This window comes from Pantoea alhagi, from assembly GCF_002101395.1.
In the GTDB taxonomy this organism is placed as follows: Bacteria; Pseudomonadota; Gammaproteobacteria; order Enterobacterales; family Enterobacteriaceae; genus Mixta; species Mixta alhagi.
Genome location: NZ_CP019706.1, coordinates 512500 through 532343 on the forward strand (window position 1 = coordinate 512500; position 19844 = coordinate 532343).

Consider the following 19844-nt stretch of genomic DNA (forward strand, 5'->3'; position numbering starts at 1 on the left):
TGGTGGCAATGGCCGCATATCTTCGAATGAAAGCCAAAAAACTGCTAAACAACGCTTAGCTTCACATATTTGTGTTATCAACTCTGCTACATTTGCTTTACTTTCGAATGAAATTAAACAACCTTCATTCAGCCATACACCTGACCCTGAGCAGCGGAGACGATGATGAATACATCCTTTACTTCAGTAACCCTACCTGAAGATTACAAACAGAATATCGTGGCGATGAAACGCATTCTGCGTGAACAGATCGGTGATGTTGAAGGTCTCTTTCGCCAGGTGTGCGATAAAATAGAGGCTGAGCTTGCCGCGGCGCGCGCTGAAGAACAAGCTAACGGCAGCGCCTGGCCGGAAGTTAACTATACCGATCTGGCGGCGGGCAATATTAGCGAACAGCAGATTGCACATATCAAGCGCCGTGGCTGCCTGGTAGTGCGACAAACCTTCAGCCGGGATCATGCGCTGGCAATGGATCAATCGATGCTTGGCTATCTGGATGAGAACCAGTTTGATGAGGTTTATCGCGGGCCGGGCGATAATTTCTTTGGTTCGCTGGAAGCTTCGCGTCCGGAAATTTACCCTATCTACTGGTCAAAAGCGCAAATGGAAGCGCGCCAGAGTCAGCAAATGGCCACCACACAAACGTTTCTTAACCGTCTGTGGACCTTTCAGCATGCTGACGGCGACTGGTTCAACCCGGAAGTGAACATCATCTATCCCGACCGTATTCGCCGCCGCCTGCCGGGTACCACCTCGAAAGGGCTTGGTGCGCATACCGATTCCGGCGCGCTGGAGCGCTGGCTGCTGCCCGCCTATCAGAAAGTGTTTAGCAAAATATTCACTAACCGCTTTGCGGAATATGATCCGTGGGATGCGGCTTATCGCCCGGAGGTTAATGAATATGACGTGGATAACACCACCAAATGCTCGGCGTTTCGTACTTTCCAGGGCTGGACGGCGCTGTCGGATATGATTGCCGGACAGGGTCTGCTGCATGTGGTACCGGTGCCGGAAGCGATGGCCTATGTATTACTACGCCCTTTACTGGATGATGTGCCTGAAGATGAACTGTGTGGCGTTGCGCCAGGCAGAGTGCTGCCGGTATCGGAGAAGTGGCATCCTCATCTGATCGCCGGGCTGTGCAGCATCCCGACGCTGCAGGCAGGAGATTCAGTATGGTGGCACTGCGACGTGATTCATTCCGTGGCGCCGGTTGAAAACCAGCAGGGCTGGGGCAACGTAATGTATATTCCGGCCGCGCCGGCGTGCACGAAAAATCTCGCTTATGCGCACAGCGTACGCGTCGCGCTGGAAAAAGGCGCGTCGCCGGCAGATTTTCCGCGTGAAGATTATGAGCAGACATGGCAGAACCGCTTTCAGCTAAGCGATCTTAATGCCAATGGCCGTCGTGCCCTGGGCATGGAATAGCGTTACGCTTTACTGCTGACTTTTGATGCACCAACGACCTGAAAATTGATAACACGCTTAACGCGCGGGGGATCCAGCTCAAATGTGATCCCTCTGCGCTTTTGATATACTCCCTCCCCCCGCAACAGATGGCGAGACGTTAGATGAACGCAAGGCAATTACAGATTATTCAGCTGGTTAATGAGCGAGGAAGCGTCAGCGTCAGCGAACTGTCCCGTATTACCAAAGTTTCAGAGGTTACCGTTCGTCAGGATTTAAATACCCTGGAAAAACACAGCTATCTGAAACGCGTTCATGGCTCTGCCGTGTCGATGGAAAGCGATAACATTGCAGCAAGGATGCAGTCGCGCTTTCCACTGAAACAAAGCCTGGCGCAATATGCTGCCTCACAGGTTAACGCCGGTGAATCAGTGTTTATTGAAGGGGGCAGCACTAATGCCCTGCTCGCCCGCTATCTTGCTAACGACGACAGCATCACCATTGTCACCGTCAGCCATTACATTGCCGGTTTATTAAAAGATTCGCGCTGTGAAGTGATTGTGCTGGGCGGCCTTTATCAGAAAAGCAGCGAATCGGTTGTCGGCCCGTTGACGCGTAGCTGTATCCATCAGGTCCATTTTCAGAAAGCCTTTATCGGTATTGATGGCTGGCATCCCGATACCGGTTTTACCGGCAAAAATATGCTGCGTAGTGATATTGTGAATGCCGTCATGGCAAAAGATGTTGAAACCTTCGCCTTAACCGACTCCTCTAAATTTGGCCTGATCCATCCCTATCCTCTCGCCCCGGAAAAACCCTTCCGCCATGTTATTAGCGATCCGGGTTTATCGCCTGAATATCAGCAGATGCTGGAGCGGCAATATATCCATGTGCATTTAGTAAAAGAGCAAACCGTGGGGATATGAGGATTGTTTTACCCCATATAATATCCCGCCCTGTAACTGAATAACGCTCTCTTTATATAGCCGCGCTCCGAAAGGCGCGGCGGGTTTATTTTATTTCGCATTCAACTAAGCGCTGCGCGGTTTGCCAAAAAGGCTTTTTAGACGGCGCGCGCTATAACGCGTCCGGCAGGCTAATGATCCACAGCTCGTTTTCGCTTTCCGGCTTATCCAGCGGCCGCACGGCAATTTTGGTTTTTACCACTTCGCCGTCAACCAACAGGTGCCCTTTGCCGTCGGCGGTATAATCATCCATTTTATCCTTGCCGGATAGCGCATCAGTCAGCTCAGTGCGCACGCCAAAATCATTGTCGTTTATCACCGCCAGGGTTTTGTTATCGATCAGCGCCAGACCTTCGACTTTCTCCTGCTGCCAGCCCAACGCACGCAGATCCACCACCAGTTGTTTACTGGCGAGAACGATACCGCGTGATTTCAGTGCCGCCTCGTCATCAAACTCCGGCGGCTGTTTGTCGAACGAGGTTAAATCGCTGGCTTTGCTGAGATCGACTAAATAGATGCGGTTACGCATGTTTTTTTCTTTATCTGCGCCCTGCTCTATCAGCAGTAACCGTTGGTCATCCAACGCGACGATATCGCCCACCTTAGCATCTTTGGCCTTTTTATAGGCATCGATATCAATGGGATAGCCGTAGCTGGCGGTTTTTCCGGTTGCCGGATCAAAACTGACTAAACGGGTAAAGCGCGCGCTATTTTTACTTTTGCCGTCAATATCCAGCGTGCTTTGCACCGCAGCGATAATCCGGCCATCCGGCATGCGCGTCAGCCCTTCGAACCCACGGTTGGGCTGACGCCATTTCACAATATTCGGCAGACCACCGGCTACGCTCTGCTCGCTGGACTCCGCCTGCGGGCCATACTTCTGCAAAATTTTGCCGTCGGCGCTGATGTGGGCGATAAACGGACCGTACTCATCACAAATCCAGTAGCCGCCATTGCCATCTGAGGTAATGCCTTCCGTATCCAGCCCGCGTTTGTCGCTGCCAAGTAATTGCAAAGACTCGCTCAGCGCCGCTTCGTTAGTGGCACCGATAAATCCTTCCGGCAGCGGCAGCCCGGAAATATTGCCCTGTTCGTCATGCAGAGGATGGGCATCAATGGCTTCCGCCTTATTATTGCCAACCCTGATAGTCATCAGCAGCGGCGTATAGTCCGGATTAACGAAAATTTTAGACTCGCGCTTGCCGGTTTTAGGCGCATCCGCATTCGGACCGCGATCGGTCAGGGTCGTGAACAGCAGATCGTCACCCTCTTTACGCAGAAAATGCAGGCCAGAGCCAACCCCCACCGGCAGGCCGTCAGGAAACGCACTGGCTGACGCACCCTGATACGCTACGCGGTCACCCTGCGGGAAGCTCACCACGTAACGTTCAATTTGCGGCTGCGCCGCGCTGGCATATAACGGAAACAGGGAGGCACACAGCAAGGCAAGAGATTTAATTTTCATCAGCTTACGTCCATAACGGGAAAGAGCCTGTTATAAGAGTAATTGATGAAGGATTTATGACAACGTTGGGTTGCCAACCGCTCCAGCTATTGACCGCAAATACATTTTTGACGATCGCTGGTCATCGGATTATCCCCTTATCAATATGCGCAGACGTGGCTCAACCGCCGCCGCAGGGCTCCCACGAGCGGAATAAATTAAAACGAATGGTGTATAGCGGTTAAGTGGTAATGCCCGACAGCGCTTATTCCTCAGCAGCCAGCCAGGATTTTATCTGCGATGCTGAGATGACTAAAAACCAGATAAACCGGCGCGTTAACGCCGGTCTGTAAAAGAGAGATTTTAGCGCCCGTTACGCGGTGGTTACCGGTTTCTGTTGATGCTTAACCTGCGCATTTTCCAGCATCCGACGCACCGGAACAATCAATAAGAACAGCACGGCAGCACAGATCAGCAGCGCGACAGAACAACGCGCAAAGAGATTGGGCAGCATATCCAGCTGATCCGCCTTCACATGACCGCCAATCAGGCCTGCCGCCAGGTTACCCATGGCGCTGGCACAGAACCACAGCCCCATCATCTGACCACGCATTCTTTCCGGCGCGAGCAGCGTCATGGTCGCCAGACCAATCGGGCTCAGGCACAGCTCGCCAAGCGTCAACATCAGGATACTGCCCACCAGCCACAACGGCGATACGCCCTCTCCACCATTGTTCAACACTTCCTGCGCCGCCAGCATCATCAGTCCAAAACCGGCGGCAGCACATAAGATGCCGATAACAAATTTGGTAATGCTGCCGGGACGGATGTTTTTTTGCGCCAGCATCGGCCATGCCCAGCTGAACACCGGCGCCAGCAGAATGATAAACAGCGCATTAATAGACTGGAACCATACGGCAGGGATTTCGAAATCACCGATCATACGGTTGGTGTAGTCATTAGCGAACAGATTGAATGAAGTCGGTTTCTGCTCGAATGCAGACCAGAAGAAAGCGGCGGAAACCAGCAGAATAAAACAGACCAACAGCCTGGCGCGTTCTTTTCGGTTCAGGCCAGCAAACATGAACAGATAGATAAAGTAGAGCACCACCGAAGCCGCAATCACATAGACCAACATGCTGGCGACCGCTACGGGGTTAATGACAATCACGCCCATCGCAATCAGCGTTGTGACGACCGCTACGCCTGCCGCTAATGCCAGCAGCCAGGCACCAACGCCCTGCTTTTTCGCCACCGGGTTGTTCCAGGTAGAATCCAGCCCCACTTCGCTGTCGTAACGTTTCATTGCCGGAACAGCGAACATACGGAAAATAACCAACGCCACCAGCATCCCGATGCCGCCGATGCCAAAGCCCCAGTGCCACCCGTGGGATTTGATTAACCAGCCGGAGATCAACGGCGCAATGAACGAGCCCATGTTGATGCCCATATAGAACAGCGAGAAGCCGCCGTCACGACGCGCATCGCCTTTTTTATACAGCGTGCCCACCATCACAGAGATACAGGTTTTGAACAGGCCGGATCCCAGTACGATAAACATCAGGCCGATGAAAAACAGATTGTCGCCCATCACGGCGGAGAGCGCGATTGACAAGTGACCAAGCGCAATCAGAATCGAGCCGTACCAGACCGCTCTCTGCTGGCCAAGCCAGTTATCCGCCAGCCAGCCTCCTGGCAGCGCAGCAAGGTACATACTACCGGCAAAAATACCCACGATTGCCGACGCATTTTCACGCGCCAGCCCCATTCCACCATCGTAAACAGCAGACGCCATAAACAGGATCAGTAACGGGCGAATGCCGTAAAACGAGAAGCGTTCCCACATTTCAGTGAAGAACAGCGAGCCCAGCGGATAAGGATGACCGAAGAAGGTCCGGCTTTCGTTTTTATGAACAGAGGAACGCATAAATTCTCCCAAAAGGTGTGTCATAGTGCCCGTACGCGCTAAATGCACGTCGACCATCTGGCTGTGAGGTCGTGTTTTAACATTTCATAAAACAGTATTTAACCGTTTAACAACGGGATGCTAGTTTTTTCTAGTGTTATCTTCAAAACTTAAAGTTGAAAAGTCGACAAGCGTCTACTTTATCAGATTTTATGTCGGTAAAAACGGGATAATCGTTGACACTATGCCAGATTAGGCTCGATGAAGCATTATTCTTTATAAACATGGGCTTAAAGCGTGTTTAGCGATGCTGTGCGTGTAATGAGACGCGAAAGATCTATTTATAAATAAAGGGCAGGGTTTGGGTAAAAGGGATGAGCGGTAAAAACAGGGGTAAATCAGATGGATGTATAAAGCCGACAACATCACTGTTGTCGGCTTTTTTCATTGCTGCAGCAATCAGGCGTTCTGCAACTGCTGCCCACAGGCTATCACGCTCGCCAGCAGAACTTTTACGTCCTCCAGACAAACGGTTGGATTGAGCAACGTCATTTTCAGGCAGGTAACACCGTCAGCTTCCGTTACGCCAACATTGGCGCTGCCGGAGGCCAGCAACGCATCACCGATACGCTGATTCAACAACGCAACGTCTGCGGTGTTGCCGTTTTCCGCACGGAAACGGAACAGGACGCTGGCCAGTTGCGGCTGCATTACCAGCTCCAGCTGCGGTTGCTCAGCAACATACTGTGCCACCTGCTGCGCCAGCGTCACGCCATTATCAATGATTTCGGCGTACTGCTTTTTACCCAGCGCTTCCAGGCCCATCCACAATTTCAGGGCATCGAAACGACGCGTGGTTTGCAGCGACTTCGACACCAGGTTTGGCACACCATGCTCTTCATCAAAGTCAGAGTTCAGATACGCCGCCTGGTAACGCATTAGCTGATAATGATGCGCATCTTTCAGCAGGAACGCACCACAGCTGATGGTCTGGAAGAACTGCTTGTGGAAGTCCAGCGTTACGGAGTCCGCGAGTTCCAGACCATTCAGGAAGTGGCGATACTTCTCAGAAAGCAGCAGCGCGCCGCCCCATGCCGCATCCACATGCACCCAAATCTGCTGTTCAGCCGCCAGCGCAGCAATTTCAGCTAACGGATCGATTGCGCCTGCATCGGTAGTCCCGGCAGTTGCGACAATAGCCATCACCTGCTCGCCACTGGCTTTCGCCTGCGCCAGCTTCTCTGCCAGATCGTTAAGATCCATACGCGAGAATTCATCGGTTTTCACCAGCGTTACGGACCGGTAACCCAGCCCCATCAGCGCCATGTTCTTCTGCACAGAGAAGTGAGCATTTTCAGAGCAAAACACTTTGATTTTGCTGAGATCGCCGGTCAGACCGTCCAGCTGAACGGAGTGACCCTGGCGAGCGAAAAAGGCATCGCGCGCCAGCATCAGGCCCATCAGGTTGCTTTGCGTACCGCCGCTGGTGAACACACCGGCATCGCCTGCCGGGTAACCGACCTGGTCACGCAGCCACTCGATCAGCTTCATCTCGATGATGGTCGCCGACGGGCTCTGGTCCCAGGAGTCCATGCTCTGGTTAGTGGCATTGATCAGCACTTCCGCAGCCTGACTAATCACCAGACTCGGACAATGCAGATGCGCCACACACTGCGGATGGTGTACGGACAGGCTGTCTTTGAGAAAATACTCAACGGCGCGCTCAATGGCGGCCTGGTTGCCCAGGCCCTGAGAATTAAACTCTAAATTGATACGCTCACGTAATTCCCCGACGGTTTTGCCCTGGTACATCTCAGGCTGCTTAAGCCATTGCACAACCGCTTTTGTGCTCTGTTCAATAGCTTCCTGATAGGCGGCAATACTTTGCGCGGAACCAGACAGAATCGGATTTAAATCAGACATTCTTTCATTTGCTCCGATTAAACAGGCTTCACGCCAGCGCCCTGCAGCGCGGTTTCAAACTTATCGAGGAAAATCTCCAGCTCGGCATTGCTGATAAGCAGCGACGGCAGCAGACGCAGTACGCAACCGCCACGGCCGCCGCGCTCGAGGATCAGGCCCGCTTCGAAACATTTCTTCTGCAACAGCGCGCTGAGTTCGCCGTCCGCCGGGTAGCAACCCATGTGATCCTGCGCTTCATGCGGTTTAACGATCTCGATACCAATCATTAAGCCCAGACCGCGTACGTGACCGATAACCGGGTAACGTTTTTGCATTTCAGCCAGTTTGCCTTTCAGCCACTCGCCCTTCTCAGCGACTTTATCGGCAATGCGCTCTTCTTTCAGGATCTTAAGCGTGGTGAGGCCGGTCGCCATCGCCAGCTGGTTGCCACGGAACGTACCGGTGTGATGACCAGGCGCCCAGGCGTCAAATTGTTTTTTAATGCCCAGCACAGCCAGCGGTAAACCGCCGCCTACCGCTTTAGACATCACGATGATGTCCGGTTCGATACCAGCATGTTCAAAGGCGAACAGCTTGCCGGTACGGGCAAAGCCCGCCTGTACTTCGTCAAGAATCAGCAGAATGCCGTGTTCCTGGGTTACTTTACGGATGCGCTGCAGCCACTCGACCGGTGCCGGGTTAACGCCACCTTCGCCCTGCACAGCTTCCAGGATAACGGCAGCAGGTTTACGCACGCCGCTTTCAACGTCGTTGATCAGGTTTTCAAAGTAGTAGGTCAGCGCTTTCACACCGGCTTCGCCACCGATGCCTAACGGGCAACGGTACTGGTGCGGGTAAGGCATAAACTGTACTTCCGGCATCATGCCGTTAACCGCTTCTTTCGGCGACAGGTTACCGGTCACCGAGAGCGCGCCATGCGTCATCCCGTGATAACCGCCGGAGAAGCTGATCACGCCAGAACGCCCGGTCACTTTTTTAGCCAGCTTCAGCGCCGCTTCAACGGCATCCGCGCCGGAAGGCCCGGTGAATTGCAGGCAATATTCTTTCCCCTGACCCGGCAACAAAGAGAGCAGATAAGCGGAGAACTCATCTTTTAATGGCGTGGTCAGATCAAGCGTATGTAACGGTAAGCCGCTGGTAATGACGCTTTGGATGCTTTGAATCACATCAGGATGATTATGGCCCAGCGCCAGCGTTCCTGCGCCCGCAAGACAGTCAAGATATTGTTTATTTTCAACATCGGTTAACCATACGCCCTGCGCTTTAGCAATTGCTAATGGCAATTTACGTGGATAGCTTCTGACATTGGATTCAAACTCAGCTTGTCTGGCTAAAAAGGTCTCATTGCTTTGCGGTAATGAATTAGCATTCAAAGAATCAATACGGACTTTATCCGTCATCATATCTCTCCTACAACCTGGGGTCGTTTTAACACCGGGTTGGTTAAAGGTTTAAGGGGGGTAAAAAAAACGCGGCTAATATATGTTTTTTCAGCAGCGTTCTCAATCTTATATTTTGTGTGGGCTTTTTATATCATTTGCTTTAAAAATCAATGACAAAGCTTATTTTTGAATAGGATCCGCTCAGTATAAATTGTAACCAGGTCTGTGTAAAACTATTATTGGCTGCATTGTATACAATGCCATATCTTTAACATTTATGGCCTTTTATGTTGCCATAATGTTATTAGCCGTTAATCCTGCCAACAGGGCGCAAAAAAAATAGTGATACTTTCCATCGACTTATCATAAATGTTAAGGAAAATATCGATTCAGCGGATTTATTGACTTACTATGCCCGCCTTAAAAATCCTAAAACGAAAAAAAGGAAATAACTATTTAACCATTAATGCGCATCATACCCGGTAACCCGTGAGTGGCAATACAGGTTATCGACAGCAGGAGCAGAATCCTGAGTTTTAAACAGAAATGTTCGCGGGCGGACATTTCGTAAGGCGAAGAGCACTTCCCTTATGCCGAGAATGAAAATTTTCATGCCATATGAATATGGCGCCCTGATATGAGATTGTTATGACTCGCATTTATCCACACATCATCGTTGCCAAATTTGGCGGAACCAGTGTTGCTGACTTTGACGCGATGAGCCGTAGCGCTACCCTCGTCCTTGCTAATAAAAACGTTCGTCTGGTTGTATTGTCTGCTTCTGCAGGCGTCACTAATTTGTTAGTTGAACTTGCTTCCGGTCTGGAAAGCAGCATTCGGCTGGACAAAATTGAAACCCTGCGCGCCCTGCAGTACAACATTATTTCACGCCTGAAACAGCCAGAAGCTGTTAGTCAGCAGATTGATCATCTGCTGGACAATATTAGCCGCCTGGCTGAAACAGCTGTCGATTCCCGTTCAGCCGCGCTGTGCGATGAGTTAGTTAGCCATGGGGAGCTGATGTCTTCCCTGTTGTTTGTGGAAGTATTGCGTGAACAGGGTGTGGAAACGCAATGGTTTGATGCCCGCAAAGTTATTCGCACCGATGATACGTTTGGCTGTGCAGCACCGGCGATAAACGCTATCGCAGATCTGTCAGAAAAACATTTACGCCCGCGTATTGAACAGGCGCTGGTTGTGACACAGGGCTTCATCGGCAGCGATACGGCAGAGCAAACCACTACGCTCGGTCGCGGCGGCAGTGATTATACCGCTTCCCTGCTGGCAGAGGCGCTACAGGCTTCACGTGTGGATATCTGGACCGATGTCGCTGGGATCTATACCACCGATCCCCGGATTGTCGCCGAGGCGAAACGTATTGATAACATCTCGTTCTCTGAAGCCAGCGAAATGGCGACCTTTGGTGCCAAAGTGCTGCATCCGGCAACGCTGCTGCCTGCAATACGCAAAAACATTCCGGTTTTTGTTGGTGCCAGCAACAATCCATCAGCGGGCGGAACGCTGGTTTGCCGCGACGTGCCGGAGCCGGCGCGTTATCGAGCTCTGGCCGTGCGCCGCCAGCAGACGCTTTTAAAATTATCCAGCATTAATGCGCAACCCACCCACCGCTTTTTAGCTGAAATATTTGGGATTTTGTCGCGTCACGACATAGCAACCGATCTGGTGACCATCTCAGAAAAAAGTATCGCGCTGATCCTCAATGCCACCAGTTCAACATCAGGTGAGGCGGATATGCTGCCTGCTGCGTTGCTTAGCGAGCTGTCGCCGCACTGCCATGTCGAAATCGAGACCGGTTTGGCGCTCGTCTCGCTGATTGGCAACGCACTCTCTCAGGCCACTGCGGTGTGCAAAGAGGTTTTTGCTGAACTGGAAAAACACCCGGTGCGCATGATATGCCACGGCGCGTCCAGCCATACTCTTTGTTTCCTGCTTCCGGCGGAATTTGCAGACAGCGCGGTCAAAGCGTTACACCGGGGTCTGTTAGAATAACGCTGCCCGACTCGCACAGAGCCCGTTAACGCGGGCAACATAGTGGGCGCATGGGGTGACACGGACCACCATGCGCCGCTAGTTCGATGAACTACTTTTGATTCAGTAACATATCGCGGTGCGAGAAATGTTTGCCTTGAGTACTCATCAGAAGCCAGGCATCGTTCAGCTAAGACAATGATACAGAAAACCAACGTTATCCAACAATCCCATCATTAACGAGGGATTCAGTTTTCCCTCTCCTCAATCCAGGCAACAAGCTCAGCGACCTGCGTATCAGAAAACACCGCGATACCATGCTCAATGAGTAGTGATGCCGCGACTCCCATACCTGACTTACGCTGACCGCTAAAAGAGCCGTCGTAGATAAACTGACTACCACATGTTGGGCTGCCGTCAGTTAATAACGCAGCAGTACAACCTGCCTCCTGTGCTGTGCGGAGAGCCAACCAGGCTGCAAGCTGATAATGCTCAGTCACATCCCGCCCTGTATCTTCTATTATTCTGGCTCGCTCTTGCATCACGTCTTTACCATCAGCAGAAACAATCTCTGCCGGGGGGCGTGGTATTGGCAACCCGGCAGCCAGTTCAGGGCAGTGGATCACCAGACGTTGCTCCTGTTGCCAGCGCACCAGCTGAGCAACCATTTGTGCTTTCTCACTTCCGTTATAGCGGACTTTGAAACCCATCAGGCAGGCGCTTACCAGGATTTTATTTATCATCGTTATCGTAAAATTAGGGCAAAAGAACGCGTGGATTATAAAGCCGAACGGCTATAGCTGCCCGGCTGTAAGCAATAGATTAGAGACCAAATACAGCCTCAATTTCAATCTTGAGATCAGGTGAAAAAAGACGGCTGACTTCAACAAGAGAACTGGCAGGTAAATGATCACCGTAATTTCGGTAGAGAACCTTACGCAGATCGTTAATTTCTTCAAAAGAAGTTATGAAAATGGTCACCTTAAGAAGCGCTGAAAAATCAGTGCCTTCTGCGCTGGCGATTTTTCTGATTTGGCTGAGGATTTCTTCAGCCTGTTCGGTAATATCTGCGTTTTGAGAGGCCGTGCCAAACGCAGTCAATCCCGAAATATAAAGCGTATTATCATGCTTTACTGAGTGGACGTAGGGCGATAATTACATCATGACCGGCAGATCCGGTTCCGCCTTTTTTCGGATCTGACCGGAAAAAGAGATAAGTAAGCATTACCACACATATCCATGTGCCTTACATCTGCATATGCCAGGTATATACATATCCTGGGTAACTACATATGCTGGGCATATACATAAGCAACACATCTGCCTATACTAAGCATATGCGCATACCCGGTACCCTGAACATCATTCCGGATATGCACCACACATCTATCTGCTCGGGAGAGAAAGTACATGAGAACCGTATCCATTTTCAAAAATGGCAACAACCGCGCCATCCGTCTGCCCCGAGATCTGGATTTTGAGGGAGTGAGCGAGCTGGAGATCGTCCGGGAAGGGGACAGCATCATCCTGCGTCCCGTCCGGCCGACCTGGGGCTCGTTCGCGCAGCTGGAAAAGGCCGATCCGGACTTTATGGCGGAGCGTGAGGACGTTGTCAGCGACGAAGGACGTTTTGATTTATGAACAAGATTTATATGCTCGATACCTGTATCTGCTCGTTCATTATGCGTGAGCAGCCGGAAGCCGTACTTAAGCGCCTGGAGCAGGCGGTGCTGCGCAGCCAGCGCATCGTGGTATCGGCCATTACCTACGCCGAAATGCGCTTCGGCGCCACTGGCCCGAAGGCCTCGCCACGCCACATCCAGTTGGTCGATGCATTCTGCGCCCGCCTCGATGCCATCCTGCCCTGGGACCGCGCTGCGGTGGACGCCACCACGGGCATCCGGGTCGCGCTGCGGCTGGCCGGTACGCCGATAGGCCCGAACGACACGGCGATTGCCGGGCATGCCATCGCCACCGGCGCCGTACTGGTCACGAATAATGTGCGGGAGTTTGCGCGGGTGCCGGGGCTGACACTGGAAGACTGGGTTCGCTGACGTTCGTTATCCGGGGTCATTGATTCTTTGAAACTTAGCTTTATCATTCGGCCATAATCGACAGTCAAATCTATAAAGAACTGCTGGCCAGGCCGCCTGAAGGCAGTCTGTTGAGACAGGAGGCATCGATAGTTTAGCTAAGTCTCAAGTTGAAGTCGGCCGATATTTATCATACTGAAGGAAACAGTGAGTGCGGGTATAAAAAAGGCGGCCATGGCCGCCACAAGTGAAAGGTAAAATATTGCAGGCACTTTAGCTCTTTCCTAACCAGCGTCCCGCTTTTGCTGAATAATGGCAATTTTTTCCTGCGGTGTACGACGTCGAAGCCGCTCAGGTCCTGATAACACTTCAACCATCTTATTATTCTGACTGGTGTTAAATATAGTTCCAAGACTACCTCTTATTTTAAGAGAGGCGAAGTGTCTGGTGATCTATGGGGCTAATCTAGATGCTGAGAACATCCTACACAGCGATCCGACAAACAACAAACCACCACGGAGTGTTAGGAATGCCAGACCATCAGATCATAACAATGAGCCTTCGATTACTGCAAGGGGTGTAGTGGTTTACTGAATTTGGCCACCTGAACAGAGGTGATATGCTCGCCTCAGAACAATACAGGTGCCCCAATGAAAAAAAGAAATTTCAGTGCAGAGTTCAAACGCGAATCAGCCCAGCTTGTCGTCGATCAGAATTACACCGTTGCTGAAGCGGCTGAAGCGATGGATATAGGGCTTTCTACCATGACGCGCTGGGTTAAACAGTTGCGTGATGAACGTCAGGGCAAAACGCCAAAAGCCTCGCCGATAACGCCGGAACAAATTGAAATTCGTGAGCTGAAGAAAAAACTTCAACGTATTGAAATGGAAAATGACATATTAAAAAAGGCTACCGCGCTCTTGATGTCAGACTCCCTGAACAGTTCTCGTTAATCGGGAAGCTCAGAGCGCGTTATCCCGTGGCGATACTGTGCCATGTGTTTGGGGTTCACCGTAGCAGCTACAAATACTGGAAAAGTCGTCCTGATGAACCGGATATCAGGCGGACAGCGTTGCGTAGCCAGGTGCAGGAGTTACACAGCATCAGTCATGGCTCAGCGGGCGCAAGAAGCATTGCCACTATGGCAACACTTAAAGGCTTCCGTATGGGGCGCTGGCTTGCTGGCAAACTCATGAAAGAGCTGGGACTTGTAAGCTGCCAGCAGCCAACACACCGGTATAAGCGCGGTGGACAGGAACACATCGCTATACCGAACCACCTTGATCGTCAGTTCGCGGTCATCGAGCCCAACCAGGTATGGTGCGGCGACGTGACTTATATCTGGACAGGAAAACGTTGGGCATATCTTGCTGTTGTTCTCGACCTGTTCGCCAGAAAACCCGTGGGCTGGGCAATGTCATTCTCACCGGACAGCAAACTCACTATGAAAGCGCTGGAAATGGCCTGGGAGCGTCGGGGAAAGCCAGGCGGAGTGATGTTCCATAGCGATCAACACAAGCCGGCAGTTCAGGCAGTTACTGTGGCGTTGCAGGATAAAGCAGAGCATGAGTCGGCGGGGAAATTGCTGGGATAACAGCCCAATGGAGCGGTTCTTCCGGAGCCTGAAAAATGAATGGATTCCCGTGATGGGATACATGAACTTCAGTGAAGCCTCTCATGCGATCACAGATTACATCGTGGGTTACTACAGCACGCTCAGGCCGCATGAATATAACGGTGGATTACCACCAAACGAATCGGAAAGTCGATACTGGAAAAACTCTAAAGCGGTGACCAGTTTTTGTTGACCACTACAAACACAGTGTTGCGCTTCGTGGCTGCTGCATTGTTGGCTTTTGACATAGTATCCCCTCCGCTGAATCTGCCAGCGCTCAACGTGTAAGTATCCCGCATAATCGTACCATTCACATTCAGAGATCATCCGGCATAATCAATCTGCCAACAAAGGAGATCGCTATGCGTAAAGCCCGTTTTACTGAGCATCAGATCATCGCCGTGATTAAGTCGGTTGAAGCCGGACGAACTGTTAAGGATGTTTGCCGGGAGGCCGGTATCTCTGAAACCACTTACTACAACTGGAAGTCTAAATACGGCGGCATGGAAGCATCTGATATTAAAAAGATAAAGGACCTTGAGGACGAAAACCGCCGTCTCAAACAGATGTTTGCCGACCTGAGTCTTGAGAACCGGGCTCTGAAAGACGTTATCGAAAAAAAGCTTTAAAACCAGCCTTTAAGCGTGAGCTGGTAACACATCTGATAACGGCATTCGGACTCAGTATTCGCCAGGCCTGCCGAAGTCTGAACCTGAGCAGAACGGTTTATCATTACCGCCCGGATACCACGCGTGATGAACCCGTTATTGCCGCATTGCAGGCGGCGGCTGAACGATACCCGCGATACGGTTTTCCGAAGCTTTATCAGGTTCTGCGACGTCAGGGGTATCAATGGAATCACAAAAGGCTCCACCGTATTTACTGTCTGCTCAGGCTGAATTTTCGCCGTAAGGGTAAACAACGGCTGCCGGTGCGTAATCCTTCGCCGCTGGCCACGCCGGAAGCGCTGAACCAGAGCTGGTCTGTCGATTTTATGAATGATGCCCTGGTCTGTGGCCGTCGTTTTCGCACGTTCAATGTCGTTGATGACTTTAACCGTGAGGCATTGTCGATTGAAATCGATCTGAATCTGCCAGCCCCGCGAGTGGTCCGGGTGCTCGACAGGATCGCGGCAAACCGTGGCTATCCTGCCATGCTTCGCATGGATAACGGACCGGAATTTATCTCGCTGGCACTGGCTGAATGGGCAGAGAAACATGCAATAAAACTGGAGTTTATCCAGCCGGGTAAGCCAACACAGAACGCTTTCATTGAGCGTTTTAACCGGACATACCGTACAGAAATACTCGATTTTTATCTGTTCAGAACGCTGAATGAGGTGCGGGAAATCACGGATAAATGGTTATCAGAATATAACTGTGAACGCCCGCATGAATCGCTGAACAATATGACACCGGAGGAATATCGCCAACAACATTATCTGGCCGGGATCTCAAAAAATGCATGGAACTAAAACGGGTCTATTTACAAACGTACAGCAGAGAGACATTACAATGAAAGTTACAATGGTGCAGATAATAGATGACCATTACGTGCCGTGTTGGGCACATAAGAAAAGGCGGCGCGTAGCGCTTCTGCAGGGTGTGCTCCCTTCGCAGGGGGATAAAGCCTTAGCACGTTCTCTTATCAGGTAATCGTTATACCCCGGTGATCGAAAGCGTGGCAGAGCCGGATTCTTTCCCGATCCGGTTAGTCTTCCCAACATTATGCCTGTTTATTTTCTGCAACGTCATCTCGACGTGTAGCATCATTGAGCGCCGCACGAAGCGCGGAACGTATCGCTAAGGGTTCAAGTGATGTGTTTAGAGAGTCCGGCAACTCTTTCAGCTTCAAGGGATGGCAAAATTTCTAATGCTGTTCGGGCTTGAGCTGGTAACTACCCGCCAGTACGTTGTACAATCCTTGAGCCGATACAACGCAAAGGCGTTTACCAGTGCTAACAGACGTTAGAACAGAAGTTACAAACCGTTAGATAAACATGCTAAAGAATGCTGTTTTTATGGGATTTTCTGTTGATGGTGCCGATAATAGGAATGGTTAGATTCCATAACTTACTGCTTTTTCTGTATTTTTTATAAAAAAACAATAAGTACCCCCAAAAATGCCCCCCTTCTAGATAATGACTTAAACTGCCGTGTACACTGCTTAAATAACGACCCGCCCCACACATAATTAAATTAATCATATAAACACAACTCTTTAAAAAAGGCGTAGATGTTATTTATAAAGAAGATGATAAAACTCTCTATGCTTTAATGAGTAAACATAGAGAGCTCGAATTAATTAGTATTCAACAGTAAAAAAATACAATAGGATCTCAAATCCTCTAGCTCTATTATTTTGGAATTCAATTGAGAAATATCTTTCCTCCATCCTAACTTCTTAGATTCTGGAATATTATCTGAATTAACTTTAACATTTAAGCCACCCAATTTTCTATAAAGCTCTTTAATATCCCTAACTAGGCAAAAAAGTTTTTTTGAAGCGCAAGTTTGTATTTCAAATCTTCTAATGCTTTTAAATATAACTTTAACTTCATTACTTGTTTTTGCATGCACGATATTATAGCCATTTTCATTAAAAGCATGATGTTCTTGATTTTGAGCGCTCCAGTTAATTAAACTATTTTTAATTATATCAATATTTTCTGAGTGCAGTGAGAACGTATCAAGGATTAGTCCGTACATACTCTCTATTGAGACCTTTATATAATTTGGCTGTTGAAATTGTCTAGATGAAAAACGCCCTCTCAATTCAAACTCTTGAGTGACGCAATATTCTGAGCATAGGGACTCAAACCATATCCTACAATAAATTAACGCTTGTCTTATATCGTAACACATTAGACTCTCTTCAATCTTACTTTCAAAAGAAACATCTTTTTTTATTAGGTGAATACCGTTACCTTCACATCCCAATACATAACTATTAAAATCACCTGTGCCAATCTTTTTACACTGATTGCTAAACATCTCCCAGAAAAACCGGTCATGTGTAGTCAAAATTATTTGAGTTTTCTTTATAAAATCGTCAGTCAAAAAAACTTGAATTATATTAGATCGGTGCTCCGTATCTATAGCATTAACAACATCATCAAAGACGATAAATTTTGTATTTTTTTTCTTTGCAAGAGACAGAAGAATAGATAGCCCCAAAGATTTCAAATGACCTTCTGATAGAGAAATAAAGGCATCTGAAACCCTGCCACCTGAATTCAATAAGATACGATAGGTACTGTCCTTTTGGCTGAATTCAAAGTCAATATTATCAATTTTTTCGTAGTCATTATCATGATAATTAATTTTGTTGTAAAATTCGAGCACCGAAGCTTTCAGGCCACTAAGTATTTCCGCTTCGCAATTCACTTTATAATCTAAGGCTAGTTGATAAAGAACGTTGTATTCATCCTTAATTGCAATTATAAAATCGTTATATTTTTCCTCATTGAAGTAATTAAATTTAAGTTGCGCAACATTTGACATTTCATTTAATAAGCGAGTAGTGCATTCACTTTTTAATTGTTTCGCTTTCTTTATTGAAGAAAATTCTCCCTTTAAAAAATCTTCTTTAGATTCCATTCTTTTTATTGAGCTTTCTATGGCAGCAATAGATTTTTCAATTTCTAATATTTTTTCATTATGCTTTACAGCTTTTTCAAGATAAGCTTTTGTTGTATTCTCATCAAATAAAATCTTTTCTATTCTGTTTATGCCGCAATGAAAATCTGAAGACACCCCTTCTCCCAGGAGTTTTATTATTTCACTAGCGCTAGTTTCACTAAGATATTTATTATCCACAAGTGGAGATATAGAATATTCACGCAACTCTTGTATCACCTTCGTTACAATAGCTAATATTTTACTTCCAAGCTCTTTTTCCCTCCTATCCAGATATGCTATTTTATTTAGCTTTTTCAAGCAATCATTAACGTTAGAAACAGGGTCAACTTCACTTTTCTCAAACGATGTAAGGCATAGCGGGCATTTATCTTCCGTGCCGCAAGAAAATATTGAATGAGCAGCTCTATATAACTCATAGTAGTTTAAGTCCCTTTGAAATCTTTCCTTTTTTACTGAAATATTTTCCTTGCGGGAAGTGAATTTATAAAGCAACCTGATATTTAATTTCAAAACATCCTTATCGAAAACTATCGCTCTCCTACTTACATTTAGTTTTGCTCTACTTGAATATAGATGTTCTTTTTCTTTGATAATCCTCTTTCTAAAAAGATCAACTGCCTGACTTGCGTACCTTAACGGTACTTTACTTGCCCCCATATTTTTTAACATTCTATTAATTGACTCTTCAATTTCTTTTTTATATTTATTTACGTCATCTTTAAATAACTTTAAGTTATTTAAAGCCTTCTCATAAACCTCCTTATGTTCTTTGCTAACATAGCGTAAAATATCAAAATTTTCTGGCTTAACAAATTTACCTAGGAATAAATCAAACTCTTCCAGACCAACAAGAGCAGCTAACACATCTTTCTCAGAAAACTTTGTATCCTTAGATCCTAGCAAGGAAAATTCTTGCAGCCTATTTCTATCTATAAAACCAAAAACATTACTACCAGCAGCCTTGAACGCATTACCTTTTGCGTCCTTTAATTCTAAGACAACGCCGCCATCTCTTTTTATATAATTCCTTATTGTGGTTTTCCTCCTCTCGGCTTCTTTTATTGTATTCGTTGTAGCATACTCAATTGCTTCACAAAGACTGGTTTTTCCACCACCGTTTGGAGCGAAAAAAATATTTACCTTAGAATTAAAATCAATGAAAACACCTCTATCATCTTCTGATACTTTCGTAAAACCTCTAAAATTAGCAACTTGCAGGGATTTCAACTTACCAGAAGTTTCACCTTCATTGACATTATCTTGTTGCAGACCGCCTAGTATTTTATCATATTTTGAAATAGCTCTCTGATAATATCCGCCGAATAATTTATCCTGACTTTTTAAAAATGGTGACAGGTGCTGGTTAATTTTACCTCCGTTTTTTCTATTAGTCAGTAATGCCCACATAAGTAATGACAACCCAGCATTACTCGTATCTTTGTTTTTTCTTATAAAATCAGCAATGTAAATATCCATATCATTCTCTCTTAAAGGTATTAACTTCAAGTACATGCTCCGCGCGCAATGCTATCCCCGCCA

Annotated in this window: 12 protein-coding genes and 2 pseudogenes; 7 read left to right on the top strand and 7 right to left on the bottom strand. The window is 48.2% G+C overall.

The window, feature by feature from the left end; translation table 11 throughout:
- The first annotated feature begins 165 nt into the window (after positions 1-165).
- A complete protein-coding gene (locus B1H58_RS02390; RefSeq protein ID WP_085067807.1) occupies positions 166-1428 on the top strand; it encodes a DUF1479 domain-containing protein in 1263 nt (420 codons plus the stop codon).
- 143 nt (positions 1429-1571) lie between these two features.
- Entirely contained in the window at positions 1572-2333 is a 762-nt protein-coding gene (locus tag B1H58_RS02395) for a DeoR/GlpR family DNA-binding transcription regulator (protein ID WP_085067808.1), read from the top strand.
- 151 nt (positions 2334-2484) lie between these two features.
- Here B1H58_RS02395 and B1H58_RS02400 read toward each other — a convergent pair whose 3' ends face one another.
- The 4 genes from B1H58_RS02400 to B1H58_RS02415 all read right to left on the bottom strand — a co-directional run bounded on the left by B1H58_RS02400 (position 2485) and on the right by B1H58_RS02415 (position 9048).
- The gene (locus tag B1H58_RS02400) at positions 2485-3837 is read right to left on the bottom strand and encodes an esterase-like activity of phytase family protein (RefSeq protein WP_085067809.1); all 1353 of its coding nucleotides are present in this window, start codon (positions 3835-3837) and stop codon (positions 2485-2487) included.
- A 352-nt stretch (positions 3838-4189) separates the two neighbouring features.
- A complete protein-coding gene (locus B1H58_RS02405) occupies positions 4190-5743 on the bottom strand; it encodes a peptide MFS transporter (protein ID WP_085067810.1) in 1554 nt (517 codons plus the stop codon).
- Positions 5744-6181: 438 nt separating this feature from the next.
- A complete protein-coding gene (locus B1H58_RS02410) occupies positions 6182-7645 on the bottom strand; it encodes a pyridoxal phosphate-dependent decarboxylase family protein (protein ID WP_085067811.1) in 1464 nt (487 codons plus the stop codon).
- Positions 7646-7662: 17 nt separating this feature from the next.
- Complete coding sequence (locus B1H58_RS02415) at positions 7663-9048, bottom strand: diaminobutyrate--2-oxoglutarate transaminase (RefSeq protein WP_085067812.1); 1386 nt, start codon at positions 9046-9048, stop codon at positions 7663-7665.
- A 627-nt stretch (positions 9049-9675) separates the two neighbouring features.
- Here B1H58_RS02415 and lysC point away from each other — a divergent pair.
- Complete coding sequence (gene lysC / locus B1H58_RS02420; protein ID WP_085067813.1) at positions 9676-11037, top strand: lysine-sensitive aspartokinase 3; 1362 nt, start codon at positions 9676-9678, stop codon at positions 11035-11037.
- Between the two features lie 227 nt (positions 11038-11264).
- On the opposite strand, the gene B1H58_RS02425 is transcribed toward lysC, so the two are convergent.
- Both B1H58_RS02425 and B1H58_RS02430 read right to left on the bottom strand, forming a co-directional pair.
- Positions 11265-11759 carry a 2-thiouracil desulfurase family protein gene (locus tag B1H58_RS02425; RefSeq protein WP_085067814.1) on the bottom strand — a complete coding sequence of 165 codons (495 nt, stop codon included), beginning with the start codon at positions 11757-11759 and terminating at the stop codon, positions 11265-11267.
- Positions 11760-11838: 79 nt separating this feature from the next.
- A pseudogene (locus tag B1H58_RS02430) lies at positions 11839-12168 on the bottom strand (RidA family protein); the annotation flags it as partial.
- A gap of 258 nt (positions 12169-12426) precedes the next feature.
- Between B1H58_RS02430 and vapB the strand changes: the two are divergent.
- From vapB to B1H58_RS02455, 4 genes and pseudogenes are all read left to right on the top strand, one after another.
- Positions 12427-12657: a type II toxin-antitoxin system VapB family antitoxin gene (gene vapB / locus B1H58_RS02435; RefSeq protein ID WP_085067815.1), complete on the top strand. Its 231-nt coding sequence runs from the start codon at positions 12427-12429 to the stop codon at positions 12655-12657.
- A complete protein-coding gene (locus B1H58_RS02440; protein WP_085067816.1) occupies positions 12654-13070 on the top strand; it encodes a type II toxin-antitoxin system VapC family toxin in 417 nt (138 codons plus the stop codon). The genes vapB and B1H58_RS02440 overlap by 4 nt, the downstream gene beginning before the upstream one ends.
- Positions 13071-13699: 629 nt before the next feature.
- A pseudogene (locus B1H58_RS02450) lies at positions 13700-14857 on the top strand (IS3 family transposase).
- A gap of 169 nt (positions 14858-15026) precedes the next feature.
- A protein-coding gene (locus B1H58_RS02455; RefSeq protein WP_157130138.1) for an IS3 family transposase occupies positions 15027-16138 on the top strand; the annotation gives its coding sequence in 2 pieces (ribosomal slippage) (positions 15027-15288 and positions 15288-16138; 1113 coding nt in all).
- Positions 16139-16964: 826 nt separating this feature from the next.
- Here B1H58_RS02455 and B1H58_RS02460 read toward each other — a convergent pair.
- Positions 16965-19781, bottom strand: a complete 2817-nt coding sequence (locus B1H58_RS02460; protein WP_167373278.1) for an AAA family ATPase — start codon at positions 19779-19781, stop codon at positions 16965-16967.
- Positions 19782-19844 lie beyond the last annotated feature (63 nt).